This window comes from Pseudomonas sp. 14P_5.3_Bac1 (assembly GCF_025466135.1).
In the GTDB taxonomy this organism is placed as follows: domain Bacteria; phylum Pseudomonadota; class Gammaproteobacteria; order Pseudomonadales; family Pseudomonadaceae; genus Aquipseudomonas.
On record NZ_JANLOF010000005.1, the window covers coordinates 18,830 to 42,257 of the forward strand.

Below are 23,428 nucleotides of genomic sequence, written 5' to 3' on the forward strand. Positions count from 1 at the left end.
AGGCTCCCGGCAGGACGTCAGTCTTTCTGGTCACGCAGGATATTGCCCGAAGCGCCATCAATACGCGCTTCATAGACGACGCCATCGGACTTGCGCCCTTTGACTTCCCAGTAGCCTTTGTCATCGGCTTCGGCGCTGTAGACTTCGACATACCCGGCCTTGGCCTTGGCGGTTTCAATGGCCTTCTCGATGGTGATCCAGCCCGCACCCGGTTTATCCGCCAGGGCTGCGCCAGCGCTGAGCAGCGCGGTGGTTGCACACAGGGCGACTAAGGTTTTCTTCAGCATTTTCGTACTCCATTGGGGGGAATGACGGACTCATGTCCTCTGTTTTTCTGATGTTTTCAAACGAGAATAAGTTCCAATTGATGTGCAATCGCCATGATGGCTGTTCTCGCCATCCGCCTCGGGAGGTTAGAATGTGCGAAATCAGGATGAGTTAATGAGCGAAAAGTCCCTTTCAGAAGCCGAATATGACGCCATCACCGACGCCGCCGCGCATTGGTGCATGCGCTTGCATGCCGATGACTGCACGGCGGGCGAACGTCAGGCTTTTGCAGATTGGCACGACGCACATCCCCTGCACGCCTTCGAATACGCGGCCATGCTGGAAATCTGGGACGTGGCCGATCACCTGCCACGCAGCGAGCCGGCGCCGGCGGTGCTGGCGTTCAAGCCGCGCAGGCGGCTGCGCGCCTACGCCGTTGCCGCAGCCGTGTGCCTGGCGGCCTTGCCGCTTGCCGCCCTCACGGGCTGGGAAGCGGGCTGGTTGCCCAGCTCGTATGAACACTTCGAAGCCACCCAGGGCCTGCGCAAGATCACCCTCGGCGATGGCAGCCAGGTGGAGCTGAACCTGGGCACCGAGTTGGTCTACAGCCACTACAAGGACGAGCGTCGGGCGACCTTGAAAAAGGGCGAGGCGTTTTTCAAGGTCGCTCACGACAGCCACCACCCCTTCATCGTGCGGGCTGGCGACGGCCAGGTGCGCGTCACGGGCACGCAATTCAACGTCTGGAAATACGAGGACCAGGTGCGGGTAATGCTGCTTGAGGGCTCGGTACAGATTTCCAGCGACGCCGTGCATGGCAGCGTGCCGCTGACTCCGGGCATGCAGGCGAGCTACCACACGGGCGATGCTACGCCGCAAATCGCCGCGATCAGCCCCAATGACGCCGCGCTTGCCTGGCGCCAGGGCAAACTGGTGCTCGACAACCTGGCGTTGGCCGATGCATTGCCACTGATCAACCGCTACCTGAATAAACCCGTGATGCTGGCAGACACCACCACTGGGACCATTCGCATCGGCGGCATCTACAACATCAACGAGGTCAATAACCTCGTCCCCTCCCTGCCCAAGGTTTTGCCGGTCTACCTGACCCAGAACCAGGACGGCAACCCCGTGCTCAATTCGATTCCACGTAAAGCCCCCAAAGGCTGATGCCCTTTGCATCAACGGGATCGCTGGCGCCCCTGAGTGTCCATTTTTGAAACACGTCTGTGCCCTGAACCGCCCGTGCTGAGCGGATTCATCGTTCTGTCACACCGACTGTTTCAGCCATGAGACAGCCTTGAGGCGGGGCCGCCTATGCGCGGCCACGGGGGCACTGTCTCAACGCTGATACAGCACGACCATCACTTCGCCTTGCTTTGATCCCAACCCTCTGAATTTCAAAAACAAATAAAAAGCGGCACGCGTTCTGCTCTCTCCCTTACAGCGCTGTTTAGGGTCAGCGCTAAGAATAAGGAACACTGCCGTGGACACACACACTTCAGGCTCACTGAGCCTCCTGCTGATCAGCTGCGTATTGAGTGCCGGCGCAAGCCTTCCAGTGCTCGCGGCAGGTGATGGCGTGATCGTGATTGAGCGCCCGGTTCAACCGTATGTCATCGGCCGCTCACGCGGCGTCGACCCCTACCCCAACACCGTCAATGCCAACCCGTCAGCGCAAGTGCTGCGCGCCTCCACCAATGAACTCAGCGACAACGACATTGGGCGCATCAGCAGCGGCTCAAGCATTACTCGCAGCATCATGCCCAACGGCGACATCACTGGTTTGAACACGATCGGCAGCGGTCCAGGCCTGGGCGCCAGCAGCGCGGCCGGCCACAACAGTGGCGGCGGCATTTCGGGCACGGTCAACGGTGCGATATCCAGCGGCCTCGCCCCGCTGAACAACATCAGCGGCATGGCCGGGGGGGCGATGAAATGAATCGCACCTGGATGCTACTGGCGGCGCTCGGTTGCACAGCGGCGATGGCCGACAGCAACAACAACGCCAGCATCGATAACTCGGGCACGCAGTACAACGGCGTGGTCTCGATCAACCAGGCTGCGGGCGATCAGCAACAGTTGAGCAACAACGTCGCGATCGCTGTGGGCCACAACGCCCAGGCAACGGTGACCGTCACGCAAAAAATCAGCGGCGCTGCGGCCGACCGCGCGCTGAACGCCAGGACGACGATCCAAGGCAACGCTTTCAGCAATGGCAACGGTGCACTGAGCGTCAATCAGTCGGCCGGGGCCCAGAACCAGATGATCAATGCCGTGCGGATCAGCGTCAGCGCTGGCCCGCAGAGCATCGACGACAGCGTCATGTCGCAACAGAACGTTGCGCTTGCAACCGACTCAGGATTGACCTCTACCACTGGCAGCCGCCAGGTCGTGACCAGCGACCAGGCCTTCACCGGCAGCCGTGGAGTGGTTCAGGTCAACCAGAGCGCCGGGGTGGGGAACCGAGTGGCTAACACCCTGAATTTACGACTCAACTGATGGAGCTGAGTCGGTAGCTGGAACGTACCAACACTTAACCAACTAATAGAAGCAAGGAGATACACCATGAAAACTACAATGGCCCTCAAACCACTGGCTTTCGCTCTCGCTGCGCTCATGGCTGTTGCTGCTCAAGCGGGTCAACCCAACCATCATCCACAGTCTGCGCCAACGACCGCAGCGGCGACCACCCAAGACGGTCAAAGCAACCACGGCAACGTGGTGCTCAATGACAAAACCAAGAACAACGCTTCGGCAAATGACTCCTACAACAACATCAGCGGTGTGGCCAACGGCAACGTGCTGAGCGGCGACAACAACCAAGGCAAAAACGATGTCGCCATCGTATCCGGCGACGCCGACTTCGTATTCGCCAGCACCGGCACCGCACAGTCGAACACCGGCAACCTGGTGATCAACAGCGGCACCAAAAACAACGCGTCCCTCAACGACAGCGGTAACCACGCTTCGGGCGTGATTCAACTGAACGCCGCATCGGGCACCTCCAACCAGGGCAGCAGCAGTGTTGCAATCGCCTCGGGTAATGGCGACAGCGGTGCCGCAACCGTCGCCGGCGTGCAGGACGTGTCGGGTAACCTGACCCAGAACCTGAGCAGCGGCCACGGCTGGAGCAGCAAACCGGTGGTCAACAACGCCAGCGTGAACAACTCGATGAACTTCAGCTCCGGCGTGTCGAACTCCAACGTTCTGTCGGGCAGCAACAACCAAGGTCAGAACAACGTCGCAATCACTCGCTTCTGATGCAGACAGGGCCTTGGCAACAAGGCCCTTTTTATTTCCAGTGTCCAACAGGTCCTACGATCATGCGCTTTGGAGCCCTCCTTCTGCTGCTGGCACTCACCGGCCCGACCTGGGCGGCGCAAATGGCCGTGGTCATGCCTAACGGCGCGGTGGTCTACAAGAAGGTCGAGAGCATCCGCGAGCGCAAGTTCGCCAACCTGGTGGAACAGAAAACCGACTTCAGCTGCGGCGCGGCCGCACTGGCGACCATCCTGCGCCAAGCCTATTGGATGGACGTGGATGAAGACCACGTCATCAAGGGCATGCTGGTCAACGCCGACCAGAACCTCGTGCGCACCCAGGGCTTTTCGATGCTGGACATGAAGCGCTACCTGGAAAGCATCCACATGCGCGCCAAGGGCTACCGGATCACCCCGCAAGTACTGATCACCGTGAAAGTGCCGGTGGTGGTGTTGCTGGATATTCGTGGCTACAAGCATTTCGTGGTGTTGCAACGGGCCGACAACGACTGGGTGTACATCGGCGACCCCGTGCTGGGTAACAAGCGCTATGCCAAAGACGATTTCGTCAAAGGTTGGAACGGCATTGTGTTCGCGGTTATCGGCGAGGGTTACGACAAGGCCAACGCCCTGCTCACGCCGCCCAACCCACTGACCGCCAAGAGCCAACTGAACGAATTCAGCCCCGTACGCGACAGTGAATTGATGGACTTCGGTTTTATCCAGAGCGACTTCTTCTAGAAGCGCAATAAGGAGCAGGATGCTCCAGGAGCACACGATGAACACTCGAAGCTGGCTGACGGTCATGTGCCTGGCAGCCTCAGTACCTGCCTATGCTTCCTCGGCGTTCAAGCCGATCGAACTCAAGGACTCGGAAATGGCCGAGCTGCGTGGGCGTTATGTCATGCCGGGGCGGATTATCAGCTTCGGGATCGTCATGAGCAGCACCTGGACCAATGCCGCCGGTGCAACCGTCACCGGCACGGCCAATATGCAGGTCAGCTCAGCCACCGTGACCCCTCAGTTTTATGTGCAGGTGACCGGCAATGATGGCACCGGCGTCACCCAGCAACCACAAGGCACCGGCACGGTCATCGGCGGCGCAGGCCTGGGCACGGGCCAGGGCGTGACGCAAAGCGTGCGCGCAGCGGGCGACGGCAACACCGCCAGCAACGGCGTGGACATCAACGTCACCCAAAACGGCCTGGCGCCTGCCAACTACGTGCAATCAGGGCAAGCGCTGATGGCTGGCCAGCCGATCACCGGCGGCACCGCTGCCGGCCAGGTGACGGTCACGGCCAATAACGGCGGGCTGCAAATGGCGCTTCAGGCCAGTAACAACCAGGGCAATGCGGTGCAGCAAATTGGCGGCGGCAACGTCCTGCAAGGCACGGTCATTCAAGGCAACAGCAACTTTGTGAACAACATGACCCAACTCAATGTGGTGCTGGGCAACAACGGTCTGAACAACCTCACGCAAAACCTTAATCTTGATCAACTCAAAGGCCTACGCCCCTCCGGATATTGAACTACGCTGAGCCACGACACTTACGCATTAGAAAGGGACGGCTTATTTCATGCATCGATCGTTATCGTTACGTGCCGTGGTTTGCTTGAGTACGCTCTTGCCTGCATCAATGCTATACGCCGCGCCGGATGCCGACATTGAGACCTTGAAGCAGGAACTGCTGGAACTCAAACAACGCTATGAAGTGCAGCAAAAAGCACTGGCCGTACTGGAACAACGCGTACGGCAGGTAGAAGACCAACCCGCAACACCCGCCCCCAAACGCTTGGCCAAATCCCCCGCCGACTTCCAGAAAGGCGGTACCACCGTGGCCGGTCATACGCCTGGCACAGGTGCGGCGGCAGCCTCGGGTGGCGCCGGCGGCGGCAGTTCCTACGGGCAAAGCCTCAAGGACGACTCGGCCCCGGCGCAAAGCGTGAGCAACCTGTACAACGAAGCCAGCGGCTTTTTCGGTAACGGCAAGTTCAGCTTCGAAACCGGCCTTACCTATGCCCGCTACGATGCTCGCCAGCTCTCCCTCAACGGCTTTTTGGCCCTGGACTCGATCTTCCTGGGCAACATTAACCTGGACCGAATCAAATCTGACAGTTGGACCCTGGACCTGACCGGGCGCTACAACCTGGACAATCGCTGGCAGTTCGACTTGAACGTGCCGGTGGTGTACCGCGAGTCGACTTATCAGTCGGGCGGTGCCAACGGCGACTCCAACGCCACGTCCGAAGCCTCGGTGACCCGAGACCCGACCATCGGCGATGTCAACTTCGGCATTGCTTACAAGTTCCTGGATGAAAGCGCCAACCTGCCGGATGCAGTGGTGTCAGTGCGCGTCAAGGCCCCGACCGGCCAGGAGCCCTACGGCATCAAGCTGATCGAGCAAGCCAATAACAATAACCTTGCCGTGCCGGAAAGCCTGCCGACGGGCAACGGTGTGTGGTCGGTAACGCCAGGCATCTCCCTGGTGAAAACCTTCGATCCGGCGGTGCTGTTCGGCTCGCTGTCGTATACGCATAACTTCGAAGAGTCATTCGGCGATATCAGCCCTAACGTCAACCAGAAAGTCCCCGGCAAAATCAGCCTGGGCGACAGCTTCCAACTTGGCCTGGGGGTCGCCTTCGCCCTCAACGAGAAAATGAGCATGTCGTTTTCCGTGTCGGACCTGGTGCAGCGCAAAAGCAAGATCAAACAAAACGGCCAGGACTGGCAGTCGGTGGTGTCCAGCGATGCCAACGCCGGTTATTTCAACGTGGGCATGACCATTGCCGCCTCGGAAAACCTGACCATCGTGCCGAACCTGTCGATCGGGATGACGGACGATGCGCCGGACTTTACGTTCAGCTTGAAATTCCCGTACTACTTTTAAGCCGCGCAAGGAAAAGCCCCGCAACGATAAGGGTCGTTGCGGGGCTTTCGTTTTACCCGCCCTAGCGGATCTGGTGTTTGTGCAGCAATCGGTAGAACGTCGGCCGGGAAACCCCCAGCACCCTGGCTGCGACACTCAGGTTGTCGCTGTGCCGATTGAGCACATCGCACAGCGCCTGGCGTTCGGCGCGGTGCTTGTAATCTTCCAGTGTAGCCATCGGTGGCGCAATTGCCTGCTCGCCCAGCAAACCCAGGTCCGCCGCTTCGATCTGTCGTCCTTCGGCCAGCACCAGACCGCGGCGTACGCGATTGGCCAACTCGCGCACGTTGCCCGGCCATGGGTGTTGCCCCATGGCTACCAGTGCATCCTCGCTGAAGCTGCGCGGGCGGCGCCCGGTTTCCTGACTGTAGAAACGTGAAAAGTGGTTGGCCAGCATCGCTACATCGCCGTGGCGCTCACGCAAGGGCGCGGTGACCACCTGCAGCACATTCAGGCGGTAATACAGGTCTTCACGAAAGGTGCCCTTCTCAACCGCGGTTTCCAGGTCGACGTGGGTTGCCGCCAATACCCTTACATCCACGGGGATGGGTTGGCTGCCGCCGACACGTTCGATTTGCTTCTCTTGCAAAAAGCGCAAGAGGTTGGCCTGCAGCTCCATCGGCAAATCACCGATTTCATCCAGAAACAGCGTGCCTCCATGAGCGGCCTCGATGCGTCCGACCTTGCGCTGATGCGCGCCGGTAAACGCACCTTTTTCATGGCCGAACAGTTCGGACTGAATCAGGTGTTCGGGAATTGCACCGCAGTTGATGGCCACAAACGGCTTGGCGTGGCGCTGGGATTTGCGGTGCAAGGTCTTGGCCACCAGCTCTTTACCGGTGCCGCTGTCACCGCGAATCAACACCGGCGATTCTGTCGGTGCCAGCTTGGCCAAAAGCTTGCGCAGTTCACGAATCGGCCGGCTGTCACCCAGCAATTCATGCCCGGGCTCATCTATCAGCGTGTGGCCCTTGCCACGCAGGCGGGCCATGCCGAACGCACGCCCCAACGTGACCTGCACGCGCGCCACGTCAAACGGCAAGGTGTGGAAGTCGAAAAACCACTCGCAGACGAAATCTCCGACATTTTGCAGGCGCAAAACGTCCTGGCTAAGCACCGCGATCCACTCGGTACCGCTGCGGCTGATCAACTCCTTGACCGCTTCCGGGCGCTCAAGGTGATAGGGCTGCAAGCGCAGCAGGCCAACGTCGCAAGACCGATCGCCGACGACTCCAAGGGCGCAGCTGTCCACTTCCCATCCGGCGGTACGCAGACCGGGCAGCAGTCCGTGGCAGTCATCACACGGATCGACCACAAGCAGACGACGCTGGACAGGTGTAACAACCATGACTATTCCTTGGCGCCAATATTCTTAAAGTTATTTAGAAACAAAGGTTTGTGAGGCCTGGCGCTAACACTAGCAAGGTATTGACGCGCGCCTTGTACCATTTCGCTATAAGTGTTGGCAGAAAGCCACTGCTGAAGGTTTCCAAGTAAAAATCGCCGCGCACAGAGACGTTCATTCAGCTTTCAAAACAGCCGCTTACCTGACGTTGATCACGGAAAGTTAAAATTTATTGCTCTAGCATGTGACCCGTACCCCGCCGTCGAGCATCAGTACAAGTAACTCGCCGTCTGGCTCGCCCAACCGACGGCACTCACTTGAATGGGCATTAGAGAGAAGACTCACATGAACGCCCCGCTCCGCATCAACGAAGCTCTTTTGATCGCAGACCGTGCTTTTCAGCCCTTTCAGTGCGTGGCCTGGCACGATGGCAATGGCGCCCTCAGCCTGAGCGTCATCGACCGCACCAACACGCGTATTGGCAGCAAACAGCTGTCCTCGAGCGCCTATACCGACCCGGCTCAGTTGGAAGATTTGTTGTTACAGGCTCGCGCCGAACTCGACAAAGATGGTTATAAGTTGCAGTCCTGGGCAATGCCCAAGTAAGACAACACAGCAACTTCCGATCATTGCCCTCATTTAAAAACAATGATCGGAAGTTCAGTGCATCTGCGTTGGCCAGTGACGGCGCTTATCGCGCCGCCAGAATAAACCGCTCTAACGCTTGTGCAGCACCATCCTCGACATTGCTGCCGGTGACGACGCTGGCCTGACGTTTGACGGCCTCTTCTGCCTGGCCCATGGCAATCGACAAACCGGCGACGTGAAACATCGCCGGGTCGTTGCCGCCGTCGCCAATGGCGGCTGTCTGCTCAAGCGGTACACCCAGGTGCGCAGCCAGGGCTTTCAAGGCATCACCCTTGTTGGCCTGCATCGCTGTTACGTCCAGGTAAATCGGTTGCGAACGCGATACATGGGCCAGCCCCTGAACCTTGGGCTGCAACTGCGCTTCCAGCTCGATCAGCAACTCAGCATTGCGACTGGCCGCGACAATCTTGTCGACCCGATCCAGGTACGGCTCAAAACTCTCCACGACCAGTGGCCCATACCCCAGGCCAGCGGCTTCAACCGCCACCATCGGCCCGGGCGGGTCACGCCGCAGCCATTCGCCATCGGCAAACAGCCAGACTTCGACGCCCGGCTGCCCGGAGAACAGCGCCAACGTGACCAGCGCCGCCTCCGCCGGCAGATGATGGGCCAGCAGCACGCTGCCATCGGGGTTGATCAACGTGCCGCCGTTAAAGCCTGCCACCGGCACATCGATGCCGAACGTTTCGATCATCTGCATCATGGCCTTGGGCGGCCGCCCGCTGGCCAGGCTGAAGAACACGCCGGCGTCGCGCATGGCGCGCACTGTATCAATGGTGCGCTGACTGGGCGTGTGGTCGGGACGCAACAGTGTCCCGTCCATATCGCTCAGGACAAATCGGATGGGATGGATCGCGGCATCATTCATCCCAGGCTATGCCAGGTACGGCCATCGCGGGCCAGCAAGGCATCGGCCGCTGCCGGACCATCTTCACCGGCCTTATAAGCCTGGATGCCATCGTCCTCTTTCCAGGCGTCAAGGAACGGCTGCACCGCACGCCAGCCGTTCTCGATGTTGTCAGCGCGCTGGAACAGGGTCTGGTCACCGGTCATGCAGTCGTAGATCAGGGTTTCGTAACCCGTCGACGGCTGCATCTCGAAAAAGTCTTTGTAGTCAAAACCCAATTCGATATTGGCCATCTCCAGGGTTGGCCCAGGCTTTTTGGCCAGCAGGTCGAACCACATGCCTTCATTGGGCTGGATCTGGATTTTAAGGTAGGTGGGCTTGAGCTCATCCACTTCGGTATCGCGGAACTGCGCATACGGCGCGTGCTTGAAGCAGATCACGATTTCGGTGTCGCGAATGCTCATGCGCTTGCCGGTGCGCAAGTAGAACGGCACACCGACCCAGCGCCAGTTGTCGATCATCACCTTGAGGGCAACGAACGTCTCGGTGCTGCTGTCGGGCGCGACGTTGGCTTCTTCGCGGTAACCGGGAAGCGCCTTGCCGGCGATCTCGCCAGCGGTGTACTGGCCGCGTACCGAGTTGGCCCGCGCATCTTCCAACGACCAGGGCCGGATGGCGCCGACGACCTTGGCTTTTTCACCACGCACCGCATCGGCACCAAACGCCGCCGGCGGCTCCATGGCTACCATTGCGAGCAACTGGAACAGGTGGTTGGGAACCATGTCGCGCAGGGTGCCGGTTTTTTCGAAGAAATTTCCGCGGGTTTCTACGCCGACGGTCTCGGCCGCGGTGATTTGCACGTGGTCGATGTAATGGTTGTTCCAGAACGCTTCAAACAGCACGTTGGAGAAACGGCTGATCAGAATGTTCTGCACCGTTTCCTTGCCCAGGTAATGGTCGATGCGGTAGATCTGCTTCTCGCTCATTACCTTGAGCAGGCACGCGTTCAGCGCTTCGGCGGTGGCGAGGTCGGAACCGAAGGGTTTTTCGATCACCACACGACGGAAGCCATCGTCGGTTTCATTAAGCAAGCCGGCGCTGCCCAGGCGCTGCACCACTTCACTGAAGAAGCGCGGCGCAGTCGCCAGGTAGAACACCGCATTACCGGTGCCGCTGTCGGCGATCTTCTTGCCGATGTCGACGTAGGTGCTGTCGTCGAGGAAATCGCCTTCGACGTAGCTGATGCCCTTGGCCAACTGTGCCCACAACTCTGGGTCGAGGGCGTTTTCGGCATTGCCCTTGACCTTGCTTGCGGCCTCGGTGCGGATGAAGTCCTCGAGTTTCTTGGCGAAGTCGGCATCACTGATGGCGTTGTGATCAACGCCCACAATGCGCAGGCCTTCGCCCAGCAGCCCGTCACGACTCAAGTTGTACAGCGCCGGCATGAGCAGGCGCTTGACCAGGTCGCCATGGGCGCCAAACAGAAAGAGCGTGGTGGGCGGAGCAGGTTCGGCTTTGGGTTTCTTGCCGTTGACGGTCATTTCTTGGAAGTCTCCACATGGCCGCCAAAGCCGAAGCGCATGGCAGACAGCATTTTGTCACCGTAGGTGCTCTGCTGACGGGAACGGAAGCGAGCGAACAGCGAGGTGGACAGCACCGGTACCGGCACCGCTTGCTCCATGGCCGCTTCGATGGTCCAGCGGCCTTCGCCACTGTCGGCCACGGAACCTGAGTAGCCGTCCAGCTTTGGATCGGTGGCCAGGGCGTCGGCGGTCAGGTCCAGCAACCAGGACGAGACCACGCTGCCACGGCGCCAGACTTCGGCGATGTCAGCAACGTTGAGATCAAAGCGCTGATCTTCCGGCAGGTTTTCCGAGTTTTTGGTCTTGAGGATGTCGAAGCCTTCGGCGAAGGCCTGCATCATTCCGTACTCGATGCCGTTGTGAATCATCTTCACAAAGTGCCCGGAGCCCGCTGGACCCGCATGGATATAGCCATGCTCGGCACGGCTGTCAGCCGAGGCGGAACGGTCCTTGGTGCGAGGGATATTGCCCAGGCCCGGGGCCAGGCTGGCGAAGATCGGGTCGAGGCGCTGTACAGTCTCGGCGTCGCCACCGATCATCATGCAGTAGCCACGCTCCAGGCCCCAGACGCCGCCGGAGGTGCCGACGTCGACATAGTGCAGGCCTTTTTCCGACAGGGCTTTAGCGCGACGTACGTCGTCTTTATAGTTGGTGTTGCCGCCGTCGATGATCACGTCACCGTCTTCAAGCAGCTCACTGAGTTCATTGATGGTGTTTTCGGTCGGGTCGCCTGCAGGCAGCATGACCCAGATGGCGCGAGGCTTTTGCAGCCCGGCTACCAAGGCCTTCAAGTCGGCAACGCCTGTGGCGCCCTCCTCGCTCAAGCCTTTGACGAATGCTTCGTTACGGTCGTATACAACGGTGGTATGCCCATTGAGCATCAGGCGCCGCGCAATGTTACCGCCCATGCGGCCTAGTCCGATAATCCCCAGTTGCATGTGCTGATGCTCCTAACTGCTAAATAAATGTGTGACATAGTTTATAGCGCAATGAGGCTAATGAGGGTTAGTCCAGAGCGGATCCTTGTAGTTTCATGACAAAAAAAGGCCATCGTTTCAGCATCACGGCCGTAAAAGTCACAACGACCATCAAAAATAAAAAAGTTCCATTGATTCAAAAAAGAATTCAGAATCGCTGCGACTGTTGCCGAGGACCTCGATTAAGCGTTCCGGCACCGCGATCTACCGGCTATTTGCGAGGTAAGCAATGAGCACAGCACAGACGATCCGCCCGCCACAGACCCTCTATGTCACCGTCCGTCGCGACGAACTGCGCCAGTTGAAAGACGAGCGCGATCAGCTGCAGCAGGAAGTCCTGCGCCTGCGCTCACACCTTCAGGCGCAAATCAATCAAACGTCCGGGCCTCAGCCCGCACTTTGCTGAACGTGGGCTGAACGAAGCGTTCAGGAATAACTCACGAAGTTTTCACATCCTCCTCCCGATACTCCCGCCGAATAGGGCCACCCACATGCGGTAGCCCTCTGCTGCGCGTATTCCTGCGCGGCAACTGGCAATTATCGGGTTGGAGCGCTGGATGGCGATGTTCAAACGCAGCACGAAGTCTGCGAAAGGCTTTGATTGGGCCGGCCTTGGCTGGTTGTTTCTGTTTTTCTGGTATTTCTCGGGTATTACCCAACTGCTGATCCAGCTGACCGGCACTTCCGGCTTCAGCGGTTTTCGCCAAGCCTTCTTCCTGAGTGCGTTCTGGCTCGCGCCCATGCTGCTGTTCCCGCGCCGTACGCGCCTGCTCGCCGCCTTGATCGGCGTTGTGCTGTGGGCTTGCTCCATGGCCAGCCTGGGTTATTTCTTCATTTACCAGCAGGAATTTTCCCAAAGCGTCATCTTCATCATGTTCGAGTCGAACATCTCTGAAGCCGGCGAATACGCCACTCAATATTTTGCCTGGTGGATCGTGCTGGCGTTCATTGCCCACACTGCCCTGGCGATCTTCCTGTGGACCCGCCTGCGCCCGGTTTACCTGCCGCGCGGCCAGTCGATTCTCGCGGCCACCGCGATTGTCCTGGCGGTGGTCGGTTATCCATTGGTGAAACAGATTGCAACCAACCCCACCATGGAACTGGCCATCGATGGCTTCGAGTCGCGGGTCGAGCCCGCTGTGCCGTGGCAGATGATCGTCGCCTATCGCCGCTACACCGAGCAGCTGAACAGCATGCAAGGCATGCTCACGAGTGCCAGCCAGATCCCGCCCTTGAAGAACCTCAAGGACAGCATGGCCGGCCAGCCGTCGACCCTGGTCCTGGTAATCGGTGAGTCCACCAACCGCCAGCGCATGAGCCTTTACGGCTACCCGCGCAATACCACGCCGGAACTGGACAAGCTGCGCGACCAGCTGGCGGTCTTCGATAACGTCATCACGCCGCGCCCCTACACGATTGAAGCGCTGCAACAGGTGCTGACCTTCGCCGACGAAGAAAACCCTGACCTGTACCTCAAAACGCCGTCGATTGTCAGCGTGATGAAACAGGCTGGCTACAAAACCTACTGGATCACCAACCAGCAGACGATGACCAAGCGAAACACCATGCTCACGACCTTTTCCGAACAGGCCGACGAGCAGGTGTACCTCAATAACAACCGCAACCAGAACGCCCGCCAGTACGACGGCGACGTGCTTGCACCGTTCGCCAAGGCCCTGGCCGACCCCACCGAGCGTAAGTTCATCGTGGTGCACCTGCTGGGCACCCACATGAGCTACCAGTACCGTTATCCGCCGACCTTTGACAAATTCACCGATCGTCAGGGCGTACCGCCAGGCATCAGCGACCAACAGTTGCCCACTTACAACAGCTACGACAACGCGGTGCTTTACAACGACTTCGTGGTGTCGAGCCTGATCAAGGACTACGCCAAGACCGACCCCAACGGCTTCCTGCTGTACCTGTCGGACCACGGCGAAGACGTATTCGACTCGGCCGGCCATGGCACGCTGGGGCGCAACGAAGGCAAGCCGACGGCACCGATGTACACCATTCCGTTCATGGCGTACGCCTCGCCGAAGTGGCGCGAAACCCACGACTGGAGTTTCGCCAGCGACCTGCAACGCCCTTACAGCAGCTCGCAACTGATTCACACCTGGGCGGACATGGCCGGGCTGAGCTTTGATGAATGGGACCGCAGCAAAAGCCTGGTCAATGACAGCTTCAAGGCGCGCCCGCGGATGATTGGCGACCCGTATATAGGACAGAAAAAAGGCCTTATCGATTTCAGCTTGATCAAGCCGAAGAAGGTCGATGCCGCCGAAGTGGTGGTCAAGTAGTCACCGGCTTTGTAACACAAAGATAACAATCATTCTCGTTTGAGCCTAAAGTTCCCCCGCTCCTTTCGTCTTTGAGCCATGCCTTCCCTTTCCGGGGTGGCATCGAAGACGACAAGGAGTCTGCTGCGATGTTCGCGCCTTTTACCCGTTCCATGACCCTCACCTTTGGCCTGTTCGGCGCCGTTGCAAGCCCGGAGCTGATGGCTGATACCGACCCCGAACACCTGCCGGCCAAAGCCTACGAACTGGGTGCGACCAGCATTACCGCCGAAGGCCTGGGCACCACTACCGAGCACACCGGGGCTTACACCACCGGCTCGATGAGCACCGCCACCAAGCTGAACCTGTCCATCAAGGAAACCCCGCAATCCATTTCGGTGATCAGCCGCCAGCAGATGGATGACTTCAATCTCAATACCCTCACCGATGCTTTGCGCCAGACCACCGGCGTTACGGTGCAGCACCTGGATTCGGACCGGGCGAGTTACTCTTCCCGCGGCTACTCGATCAGTAACTTCCAGATCGACGGCATGCTCAATACCTTTGGCCGCATGAAGTCCGACGCCGACACCATCATCTACGACCGCATTGAGGTTGTGCGCGGCGCCACCGGCCTGACGACCGGGGCGGGCGACCCTTCTGCCACCGTGAACATGATCCGCAAGCGCCCCACCACAGAGTGGCAAGCCAAAACCGGCGTCAGCGGTGCCAGCCATGACAACTACTACAGCTATATCGATGTAGGCGGCCCACTGGCGTTTGACGGGCGACTGCGTGGCCGTACCGTGCTGGCGTACCGTGACAGCCAGTCCTTTCGCGACAGCTATGCGATGCAACGGGAAGTGGGCTACGGCATCCTAGAAGCCGATCTGACGGACAACACCGTTGTCGCCGTGGGTTTGGACTACCAGAACAAGCATGTGCAGGGCAGCTCCTGGGGCACCCTGCCCTATTGGAACAGCGATGGCAGCAAGGCTCGGCTGTCGCGCTCCGCCAACCTGGCGACCGACTGGAGCTCCTGGCCGCTCAAAGACAAAACCACCTTTGCCTCCATCGAGCATAAGCTGTCTGCAGACTGGCACCTGAAAGCTGCCTATACCCATCGCCAAAGCGACACGGACGGCAAGGTGTATTACGGCGGCGCCGGCTTCCCCAATCCGGATGGCAGCGGCATGACGGCCTGGACCAACCAGATGGTCGGCACATCGAAAATGGACGTGGTGGATTTGAATATCGCCGGTTCTTATTCACTGCTGGGGCGCGAGCATGAATTAATGGTCGGGTATGGCGAATCCGAACAGCGCGATACGGCGCCTTTTCAGCGCGTCAATAATCCCCAGGGCTACACGGACATCAAAGATTGGCGACACATGAGTGGCATCGCCAAGTTCCCGGACCGCACCACTGGCCTCAAGGGCGAGCACAGCAGCCGAAAACAGAAGGCGGGTTACCTCGCCACACGCCTGAGCCTGACCGACCGGCTGCATGCCGTATTGGGCAGCCGCTATGGCAGTTGGGAAATCGAAAGCGTCTCACCTGAATACAACACCGATAACCAACTGACCCAATCCACTAAAACCCGCCAGACCCACAACGACATGTGGACGCCTTACGCTGGCCTGCTTTACGACCTCACACCCGAATACACCGTGTACGCCAGCTACACCGATATTTTCAACCCGCAAACCGCGCGGGATTCCAGCAAGAAGTATTTGCAGCCGGTGGTGGGCAGCAACTACGAAATAGGCCTCAAAGGCAGCCTGTTGAACGAACGCCTGAACCTGGCGACGGCGTATTTCTGGAGCACCCAGGATAACGTGGCCGAACTGGACAGCAACGCCGCGCCGGACCCGGTCAGCAGTGAGCAGTTCTACACCGCCAGCGGCAAAGGCAACAAGGTGCAGGGCTTTGAAGTTGAGGTGTCAGGTGAAGTCATGCCGGACTGGAATCTGTCTGCGGGCTATACCTATACCCACTCGACGAACGGTGACAAGCAGCGCAACAACACCAACCTGCCGCTCAATCTGCTGAAAATCTCGACGGCCTATCGCCTGCCGGGTGAGTGGCGCGGGTTGACGGTGGGCGGCGCGGTAAATTGGCAGAGCGATTTTTACGATTTCGCTGACCGACCGACAGGCGGCCGCGACGAGAACGGCTACCTGAACACCGAGAGCACCAAAATCACCCAACAGGCCTACACCGTGGTCAACCTGATGTCGCGCTACCAATTTGACGAACATGTTTCAGCGTCGCTTAACATTAACAATCTATTTGATAAAAAGTATTACGAACGTGTCGGCTTTTATAATGGTGTGTATTGGGGCGACCCGCGATCCGTCACGCTTGCGCTGGACTGGAAGCTTTAAATCGCTGACCCGAAGTTAACAAAATCGTTAACTTCGGGGCCCCAAGCCGTTAATTCCCACTTAATAAGATCGCCCCACAATCGCCCCATGAATCTGATCACGGACGAGGCGGATACCGATCACACTTAATGGGGATACCTCTTATGAAACTTTCGACCTTGATGCTTGCCAGCCTGATGACCCTGACTTCCGCAGCCGCCTTTGCAGAAGGCGGTTCAGAGCGATCGAAGGAGTTCTATAACAACTTCACCTTCATGCAACAGAAGACTCATGGCACCACAGACCAAACAGCGATTGCCGATGGCAAGAGTGTAAAGACCCACACGGCTGAACAATCCAGTGAAGAGCCGCAACCCAACAGCTGATTTAATACTTAGTTAATCCGCATTACCCTGTGCCATCCCGCTCCGTTGGCAAAGGTTAACTTGGCGCCATTTAATGGCGCCTTTTTTTTGCACGTTATTTATCAAAGCACCTTATTCCACAACAGCCTGCGCCCCTGTGCCGGATCAAAGATCCGATTCATCAAAACCAAACTTGCGATACGCGGCCTGTGCCACGTCATTACCCTCGAGCACTTCAAGGGTGATCTTGCAGCAACCACGCTGCCGGGCGATTTCCCTGACCTTTTGCAGCATTTTCTGACTCAGGCCCAGGCGTCGGCGTGCACCGCATTGGTGTAGCTGGCTTGCAGCACCAGCGTGTCTGGGATGTCCATTTGCTTCCTCGATGACGCGCCGTGCGCGAAAAGACTCCGAAAAGACTCCTAGGTCCCGAAGCGCTGCAGTTGCATCTCCTGCAAGCGGCTGAGCGTGCGGCGGAACGGAAACGCCAGGTAGCCTTCGGTGTAGAGGCTTTCCAGCGGCACCTGGGCTTCGATATACAAGGGCACCTTGCGGTCATAGCACTCGTCCACCAGGGCGATAAAACGTCGCACACTGTCATCGTGCACCGACAACTGCGGCAGCTCGCGGTCACCGGCCACCACACGTTGGGCCGCGTCTTCGGTGCCGCGGGCAATCCTTGCCGGGCGTTGTTGTGCGCTCAAGCAGGGGACGTCGCCCAACAGGATGGCCGTGAAGCGATCACACAGCAGCATGAAGTCCATGGCGGCCAGCGGCCGCTCGCACAGCTCGGCGTAACGACACCAGAGCACCATATCGCAGGATTGCACCGCCACAATCGAGCGCAAGCCGACACTGATTGGCCCGCTGCGCACTGCCTGCCCTGCGCTCAATTGCTTGAACAGCGTCTCGAGCGCATCCGGCTGGTTCACCCAGTAGCGCTGCAGCCCCACGCCAGGATGCAAACGATGATCTTCGCAACCGTCTACCGCTACCACCTGCATGTGCTGTTTGATCGCCTCGATGCCTGGCACAAACCGCTCGCGGTTGAAGCCGTCGGCGTAGAGCTGATCGGGCGGTTGATTGGACGTGCTGACCATCACCACACCCTGATCAAACATGACCTGGAACAAACGGCCGAGAATGATTGCATCGCCAATGTCATTGACGAACAGTTCGTCAAAACACAGCACGCGTACTTGCTGACTCAGCTCGCGGGCCAACGCCTGCAGAGGGTCCTGGGTACCCGTGAGTTGAAACAGACGCTGATGCACCCACCCCATGAAATGATGAAAATGCTGACGGCGTGCTGGCACCCGCAGGCTTTGATAGAACTGGTCCATCAACCAGGTCTTGCCCCGCCCCACCGGCCCCCATAGGTACACACCGGTCACTGGCGAGCGGCCCTGGTGCAGGGCTTCGTGGCAGTGTTGCAGGGCTTCAACCGCCCGGCGCTGGGCCTCGTCTGGCACGAAACCGGGCTGGGTAGTGGCGTATTGATAAGCGGCGAGAGGCGAGTCGAAAGTCATGCGCGCCAGTATGACTTACACAGAGATATCCAGCCGCGAAATCTTGCCCTGCTCGTTCAGTCGAAAGGTGTAGCGCAGCTCCAGCGGGCTGCCGGGGAAATTACCGGAAACCACATTGCTGACCAACACTTTGCCGGTGCGATGCTGCACGTTCAGCACTTCAACCCGAGGCTGATAACGACGCCCGGTGTCTTCCATCCAGCGCGCAATCGCGGCGGTGCCGACTTGATGCTCACCCTCATCAAACACATTGGCATCGTCGGCAAAACACTCGGCAATGCTTGAGGTGTTGCGAGTATTGGTCGCGGCGATGTAGGCCACAATCGCGGGTGCCAACTCAGGAATTGACATGGCGCAGCTCCTTTTTAATGATTTATGACGCCATGCTAAGCCAGGGTTGTGTCAGTTTTTGTCAGGAGTAAACGGCGCGGACTCGTTCTGCTCCATCAGCTTGCGCCAGGCTCGCAACAGGTCACTGCGTCGGCCAGGGTAGCGATCACCCTGAGCTTCGGCTGCGGCCACTCGGTCAGTGCGAAAGGTGCGATAAGCGCCGCGCAACTCGCACCACGCCACAATCACGCGCACGTCATTGAGAAAACCCAGGGCCAGCGGCCAGATCAGGCGCTGGCTCTGGGTTTGGCTGGCATCGGCGTAATCGATTTGCAGCTTGGCCTGGTTGCGGATCGCCTCGCGAAACACGTTCAGCGGCACGCGATTTTCCGGGTAACCGAACCCCGGAGGGCCGGGCAACAGCGTGGGGTTGCGCAATGCTTCCTGGGCGGCGGGATCAAGCACATCGGCGATTTTCGCCAACGCATTGGCCGCGGCGCGGCTCAGCACATCGTCGCCACGTTGGTCGACATAACGCAGGCCCAGCACGATCGCTTCGGTTTCCTCGGCGTTCAGCATTAATGGCGGCAGAAACAGCCCGCTGCGCAACACGTACCCTACTCCGGCCTCGCCAAAAATCGGTGCCCCCAGCGCTGTCAATTCAGCGATATCGCGATACAGCGTGCGCTCGGACACCTCCAGTTGCGCCGCCAGTACGGCGGCCGTCACCGGGCGTTTCTTGCCCCGCAGGGCCTGCAACAAGGTCAGCAATCGTGTGGTACGCGACACGTCAAACCCACCGAGAAAGGAACAAGTACCGAAGCTTAACAGAGCCTCCTGTCAGAAAACGTCAGCAGTAAAAAAGCCCCTTGACCGGATAAATTACGAGGATCATATTAAATACATGTTTCAAGACATGTAAAAAATCACCCCACAGGAGTCTTTGTATGCGCAGTAAAGTTTTTGGTCGCCGCAGCGGCCTGCAGGTATCGGAACTGGCCCTGGGCACCGGTAATTTCGGCACAGGTTGGGGCCATGGCGCCGAGCGCGAAGAAGCCAGGCAGATCTTCGATGGCTACCTCGAAGCAGGAGGCAACTTCCTGGATACCGCCAACGGCTACCAGTTCGGCCAGGCCGAAAAGCTGCTGGGGGAATTTATCGCCGCCGAGCGCGACAACCTGGTGGTCGCCACCAAATACAGCCTGCGCACCCAGCCGTCCGATGAAGGCACGCTCAAGCTCGGTAACAACCGCAAAAACATGGTGCGTGCCGTCGAGGAGAGTCTCAAGCGCTTGAACACCGACCGCATCGACCTGCTCTGGGCGCACATGAGCGATAACGTCACGCCGATGGAAGAGATCCTGCGCGGCTTCGATGACTTGGTGCGTGCCGGCAAGATCCACTACGCCGGCCTCTCCAACTTTCCCGCCTGGCGTATCGCCCGCGCGGATCTGTTGGCCGAAGTGCGCAGCTTCGCGCCGATCATCGGCGTCCAGGTGGAATACAGCCTGGCCGAGCGCAGCGCCGACCGCGAGTTGCTGCCGATGGCCGAAGCGTTGGGCCTGGGCGCCACGCTGTGGTCGCCGTTGGGCGGTGGTTTCCTCACCGGCAAATACCGTGAAACGCAGGACGACAACCGCGCCAACAAACTGGGCATGCTGATCCACTCGGAAAAGAGCGCCCGCGAAACCGCCGTACTCGATACCCTGCTGGCAGTCGCCGGCGAACTCAACGCCAGCCCAACCCACGTCGCCATTGCCTGGCTGCGCGAAAAAGCCCGCCGCTCGACCACCGCGCTGATCCCGATCCTCGGCTCCCGCACCCGCGCGCAGCTCGATGCAACCCTGGGTGCGCTGAACGTGCAACTGTCGGCCGAACAAGTGGCCCGCCTGGATGGCGCCAGTGCCCTGCCACTGGGCGTTCCGCACGCAATTATTGCCGAGCGTTTCCCTACCGACACCGGCTTGGACGCCCCTCGCCCACCCGTTATCTGAGGCGAAAAAAACGGCCTGCTCAGGCCGTTTTTTTTAATCGCAGACCTTACGCAAGGCTCTTGCTGACCACCTCGAATACGTCGCTGGACAGCTCACCGGAGGCACGAATGCGCTCCAGTTCCGCCTTCATCAGCGCCTGGCGCGCGCCGTCGTATTTGCGCCAGCGCGTCAACGGCGCCAACTGGCGCGAAGCGATCTGCGGGTTGAACCCGTTCAACTGGATCACCAAATCGGCCAGGAAACGATAGCCCGAGCCATCAGCGGCGTGGAAGTTGATCAGGTTCTGCCCGGCAAACGCGCCGACCAGCGCCCGCACCTTGTTCGGGTTCTTGATGTTGAACGCCGGGTGCTCCATCAATGCCCTGACGCGCGCCAGGCCGCCCGGCAAGGTACTGCCGGCCTGCACACTGAACCATTGGTCCATGACCAGCGGGTTGTCCTTGAAGTTCTCGGCAAACACCGCCAACGCCTGCGCCTTTTCCGCCTCAAACGGCGAGTTGACCAGCACCGCCAGCGCCGTCAGGCGCTCAGTCATGTTGTCGCTGGTGTCGAACTGGTCCAGCGTCGCCGCCAGCACTTCCTGCTTGCCGCTGAGCATCAGGTACGACAGCGCAATGTTCTGCAGGGCGCGACGGGCAAAGTGCTCGGCCGCGGCCACGTAAGGTGTCTGCTTGGACAGCTCACGGTTCGCCTGGTAGCGCAGCCACAGCGATTCGTAGAGGTTGTCGGCCAGCTGCTTGCGCGCATACTCACGGGCGGCGTGAATAGCTTCCACATCCGCCACTTCACTGATTTCAGTCAGGTAGGCCTCGCTTGGCAGCGAGAGCATCTCGGCGACCATCGCCTGGTCCAGGCTTTCATCGCTCAACACCGTGCGCAGCGCGTCGATCAGCCGTTGATCCAGCTTCAGCGGCTGACCCGCTTGATGCTGACCGATCAGCTCCTGCAACACTTGCACCGACAATTGCTGGCCGGCATCCCAGCGATTGAACCCGTCGCTGTCGTGCTGCATCAGGAACATCAGCTGGTCGCGGTTGTACGGGAAGCTCAGTTTCACCGGCGCCGAGAAGCCGCGCAGCAACGACGGCAGCGGTTGTTCGGCGATATCGACGAAGGTGAAGGTCTGCTCGGCTTCGGTCACCGAAATCACTCGGGACGTGGCGCCAGCGCTGGCCTCACCGGCCAGGCGCAAGGCAATACCGGCGCCCTTCGCGTCGAGCAGGCCCAGCGCCACAGGGATCACGAACGGCAGTTTTTCAACCTTGTCCGGGGTTTGCGGGCAGCTTTGACGGAAGGTCAGGCTGTAGGTCTTGGCAGCGGCGTCGTAGGACTCGCTCACCGCCAGACGCGGTGTACCGGCCTGGCTGTACCAGCGTTTGAACTGGGTCAGGTCCGCGCCATTGGCGTCTTCCATGGCCTTGATGAAGTCGTCGCACGTCACGGCCTGGCCGTCGTGGCGCTCGAAATAGAGGTCACTGCCCTTACGGAAGCCTTCAGCGCCGAGCAAGGTGTGGATCATGCCGACCACTTCCGAGCCCTTTTCGTACACGGTCAGGGTGTAGAAGTTGGAGATCTCGATGAAGCTGTCCGGGCGCACGGCGTGGGCCATGGGGCCTGCGTCTTCAGCGAACTGGTGAGTGCGCAGGTACGCCACATCCTGGATGCGCTTGACCGTGGCCGAGTTCATGTCGGCGGAGAAGCCGGAATCACGGAACACCGTGAAGCCTTCCTTCAACGACAGCTGGAACCAGTCGCGGCAGGTCACGCGGTTGCCCGACCAGTTGTGGAAGTATTCGTGGGCCACGATCGCCTCAACCCGCTGGTGCGCGGCGTCAGTGGCGGTTTCGGCGCGCGCCAGCACGGCACTGGAGTTGAAGATATTGAGGCCCTTGTTCTCCATGGCGCCCATGTTGAAGTCGTTGACCGCCACGATCATGAAGATGTCGAGGTCGTACTCGCGGCCGTAGGTCTCTTCGTCCCAGCGCATGGATTTTTTCAGGCTGTTCATGGCGTGCTGGCATTTGTCGATGTTTTCCGGCTCGACGTAGATGCGCAGCGCCACTTCACGATTGGTCATGGTGGTGAAGGTGTCTTCGACGCACCACAAATCACCGGCCACCAGCGCGAACAGGTAGGCCGGTTTCTTGAACGGGTCTTCCCAGGTCGCCCAGTGGCGCCCGTCTTCACCCGGGCCGCTGGCAATCGGGTTGCCGTTCGACAGCAGCACCGGGTAGCTGTGTTGCTCGGCGATCACCGTGGTGGTGAAGGTGCTCATCACGTCCGGGCGGTCGAGGTAGTAAGTGATCTTGCGGAAGCCTTCGGCCTCGCACTGGGTGCAGAACATGCCGCTGGATTTGTACAGGCCTTCCAGCGCGGTGTTGGTTTCCGGGTGGATGCGCACGCTGGTGTCGACCGTGAAGGTCTCGCGGGTCGGTTGCAGGGTCAGGTGGCTGTCGGTCAACTGGTAGTCGGCTTCGCTCAGCTCACGGTCGCCCAGGTTGACGGTCAGCAGTTCAAGCTGCTGGCCATCGAGCACCAGCGGCGGCAGGCCCGCACCACGCTCGGGGTTGCGGCGCATCACCAGCTGCGCGTGGACCAGGCTGTGGTCCTCGAACAACTCGAAGGTCAGGTGCGTCTCTTCGATCAGGTAGTCCGGCGCCTGATAGTCCTTCAGGTAAATCATCTTCGGTTGTTCGGTGCGCATGGGT

At 59.5% G+C, this 23,428-nt stretch carries 22 protein-coding genes and 1 pseudogene; 13 read left to right on the top strand and 10 right to left on the bottom strand.

Annotated features, from left to right (window positions below; all coding sequences use genetic code 11):
- Positions 1 to 17: 17 nt before the first annotated feature.
- Positions 18 to 287: a PepSY domain-containing protein gene (locus tag NTD89_RS00740; RefSeq protein WP_106579755.1), complete on the bottom strand. Its 270-nt coding sequence runs from the start codon at positions 285 to 287 to the stop codon at positions 18 to 20.
- Positions 288 to 441: 154 nt separating this feature from the next.
- Here NTD89_RS00740 and NTD89_RS00745 point away from each other — a divergent pair, with 154 nt between their 5' ends.
- The 7 genes from NTD89_RS00745 (at position 442) to NTD89_RS00775 (ending at position 6,418) form a co-directional block, all read left to right on the top strand.
- Complete coding sequence (locus NTD89_RS00745) at positions 442 to 1,437, top strand: FecR family protein (protein WP_242198330.1); 996 nt, start codon at positions 442 to 444, stop codon at positions 1,435 to 1,437.
- A 316-nt stretch (positions 1,438 to 1,753) separates the two neighbouring features.
- Positions 1,754 to 2,209, top strand: a complete 456-nt coding sequence (locus NTD89_RS00750; protein WP_262206105.1) for a hypothetical protein — start codon at positions 1,754 to 1,756, stop codon at positions 2,207 to 2,209.
- Positions 2,206 to 2,769, top strand: coding sequence for an adhesin (locus NTD89_RS00755; protein ID WP_106579752.1), 564 nt, complete (start codon positions 2,206 to 2,208; stop codon positions 2,767 to 2,769). Before NTD89_RS00750 ends, NTD89_RS00755 begins: the two co-directional genes overlap by 4 nt.
- 66 nt (positions 2,770 to 2,835) lie before the next feature.
- Complete coding sequence (locus NTD89_RS00760; protein WP_145165700.1) at positions 2,836 to 3,531, top strand: heme utilization protein; 696 nt, start codon at positions 2,836 to 2,838, stop codon at positions 3,529 to 3,531.
- A gap of 62 nt (positions 3,532 to 3,593) precedes the next feature.
- Positions 3,594 to 4,271, top strand: a complete 678-nt coding sequence (locus tag NTD89_RS00765) for a C39 family peptidase (protein ID WP_145165701.1) — start codon at positions 3,594 to 3,596, stop codon at positions 4,269 to 4,271.
- A gap of 37 nt (positions 4,272 to 4,308) precedes the next feature.
- Positions 4,309 to 5,058, top strand: coding sequence for a hypothetical protein (locus NTD89_RS00770; RefSeq protein WP_145165702.1), 750 nt, complete (start codon positions 4,309 to 4,311; stop codon positions 5,056 to 5,058).
- A 49-nt stretch (positions 5,059 to 5,107) separates the two neighbouring features.
- Positions 5,108 to 6,418 (top strand): transporter, encoded by a 1,311-nt coding sequence (locus NTD89_RS00775; RefSeq protein WP_145165703.1) that lies wholly within the window; start codon positions 5,108 to 5,110, stop codon positions 6,416 to 6,418.
- 61 nt (positions 6,419 to 6,479) lie between these two features.
- Here NTD89_RS00775 and NTD89_RS00780 read toward each other — a convergent pair whose 3' ends face one another.
- Entirely contained in the window at positions 6,480 to 7,805 is a 1,326-nt protein-coding gene (locus tag NTD89_RS00780) for a sigma-54 dependent transcriptional regulator (protein WP_262206106.1), read from the bottom strand.
- Between the two features lie 342 nt (positions 7,806 to 8,147).
- On the opposite strand from NTD89_RS00780, the gene NTD89_RS00785 reads away from it, so the two are divergent.
- Positions 8,148 to 8,408 carry a hypothetical protein gene (locus NTD89_RS00785; protein WP_106579746.1) on the top strand — a complete coding sequence of 87 codons (261 nt, stop codon included), beginning with the start codon at positions 8,148 to 8,150 and terminating at the stop codon, positions 8,406 to 8,408.
- A gap of 85 nt (positions 8,409 to 8,493) precedes the next feature.
- On the opposite strand, the gene NTD89_RS00790 is transcribed toward NTD89_RS00785, so the two are convergent.
- Genes NTD89_RS00790 through gnd form a run of 3 tightly spaced genes read right to left on the bottom strand, consistent with a single transcriptional unit; the run spans position 8,494 to position 11,818 of the window.
- On the bottom strand, positions 8,494 to 9,318 hold the full coding sequence (locus NTD89_RS00790; RefSeq protein WP_262206108.1) for an HAD family hydrolase: 825 nt from the start codon (positions 9,316 to 9,318) through the stop codon (positions 8,494 to 8,496).
- Entirely contained in the window at positions 9,315 to 10,838 is a 1,524-nt protein-coding gene (gene zwf / locus NTD89_RS00795) for a glucose-6-phosphate dehydrogenase (protein ID WP_262206109.1), read from the bottom strand. Before zwf ends, NTD89_RS00790 begins: the two co-directional genes overlap by 4 nt.
- Positions 10,835 to 11,818: a phosphogluconate dehydrogenase (NAD(+)-dependent, decarboxylating) gene (gene gnd / locus NTD89_RS00800; protein ID WP_065906492.1), complete on the bottom strand. Its 984-nt coding sequence runs from the start codon at positions 11,816 to 11,818 to the stop codon at positions 10,835 to 10,837. The genes zwf and gnd overlap by 4 nt, the downstream gene beginning before the upstream one ends.
- 268 nt (positions 11,819 to 12,086) lie before the next feature.
- Between gnd and NTD89_RS00805 the strand changes: the two genes are divergently transcribed.
- The 4 genes from NTD89_RS00805 (at position 12,087) to NTD89_RS00820 (ending at position 16,888) form a co-directional block, all read left to right on the top strand.
- Complete coding sequence (locus tag NTD89_RS00805; protein ID WP_164487944.1) at positions 12,087 to 12,263, top strand: DUF6026 family protein; 177 nt, start codon at positions 12,087 to 12,089, stop codon at positions 12,261 to 12,263.
- Positions 12,264 to 12,414: 151 nt separating this feature from the next.
- The gene (locus tag NTD89_RS00810) at positions 12,415 to 14,157 is read left to right on the top strand and encodes a phosphoethanolamine transferase CptA (RefSeq protein WP_124417718.1); all 1,743 of its coding nucleotides are present in this window, start codon (positions 12,415 to 12,417) and stop codon (positions 14,155 to 14,157) included.
- 128 nt (positions 14,158 to 14,285) lie between these two features.
- Complete coding sequence (locus NTD89_RS00815) at positions 14,286 to 16,523, top strand: TonB-dependent siderophore receptor (protein WP_262206119.1); 2,238 nt, start codon at positions 14,286 to 14,288, stop codon at positions 16,521 to 16,523.
- 143 nt (positions 16,524 to 16,666) lie between these two features.
- A complete protein-coding gene (locus NTD89_RS00820) occupies positions 16,667 to 16,888 on the top strand; it encodes a hypothetical protein (RefSeq protein ID WP_262206120.1) in 222 nt (73 codons plus the stop codon).
- Between the two features lie 101 nt (positions 16,889 to 16,989).
- Here the strand turns inward: NTD89_RS00820 and NTD89_RS00825 are convergent.
- The 4 genes and pseudogenes from NTD89_RS00825 to NTD89_RS00840 all read right to left on the bottom strand — a co-directional run.
- Positions 16,990 to 17,185, bottom strand: a pseudogene (locus NTD89_RS00825) (GNAT family N-acetyltransferase); the annotation flags it as partial.
- Positions 17,186 to 17,289: 104 nt separating this feature from the next.
- Positions 17,290 to 18,396 carry a cell division protein ZapE gene (gene zapE, locus NTD89_RS00830; RefSeq protein ID WP_262206121.1) on the bottom strand — a complete coding sequence of 369 codons (1,107 nt, stop codon included), beginning with the start codon at positions 18,394 to 18,396 and terminating at the stop codon, positions 17,290 to 17,292.
- Positions 18,397 to 18,411: 15 nt separating this feature from the next.
- Positions 18,412 to 18,747: a nuclear transport factor 2 family protein gene (locus NTD89_RS00835; RefSeq protein ID WP_242198348.1), complete on the bottom strand. Its 336-nt coding sequence runs from the start codon at positions 18,745 to 18,747 to the stop codon at positions 18,412 to 18,414.
- Positions 18,748 to 18,798: 51 nt separating this feature from the next.
- A complete protein-coding gene (locus tag NTD89_RS00840) occupies positions 18,799 to 19,515 on the bottom strand; it encodes a helix-turn-helix transcriptional regulator (RefSeq protein ID WP_145165712.1) in 717 nt (238 codons plus the stop codon).
- A 158-nt stretch (positions 19,516 to 19,673) separates the two neighbouring features.
- Here NTD89_RS00840 and NTD89_RS00845 point away from each other — a divergent pair, with 158 nt between their 5' ends.
- Positions 19,674 to 20,720: an aldo/keto reductase gene (locus NTD89_RS00845; protein ID WP_262206122.1), complete on the top strand. Its 1,047-nt coding sequence runs from the start codon at positions 19,674 to 19,676 to the stop codon at positions 20,718 to 20,720.
- Positions 20,721 to 20,766: 46 nt separating this feature from the next.
- On the opposite strand, the gene pepN is transcribed toward NTD89_RS00845, so the two are convergent.
- Complete coding sequence (gene pepN, locus NTD89_RS00850; RefSeq protein ID WP_262206123.1) at positions 20,767 to 23,424, bottom strand: aminopeptidase N; 2,658 nt, start codon at positions 23,422 to 23,424, stop codon at positions 20,767 to 20,769.
- Between the last annotated feature and the right edge of the window lie 4 nt (positions 23,425 to 23,428).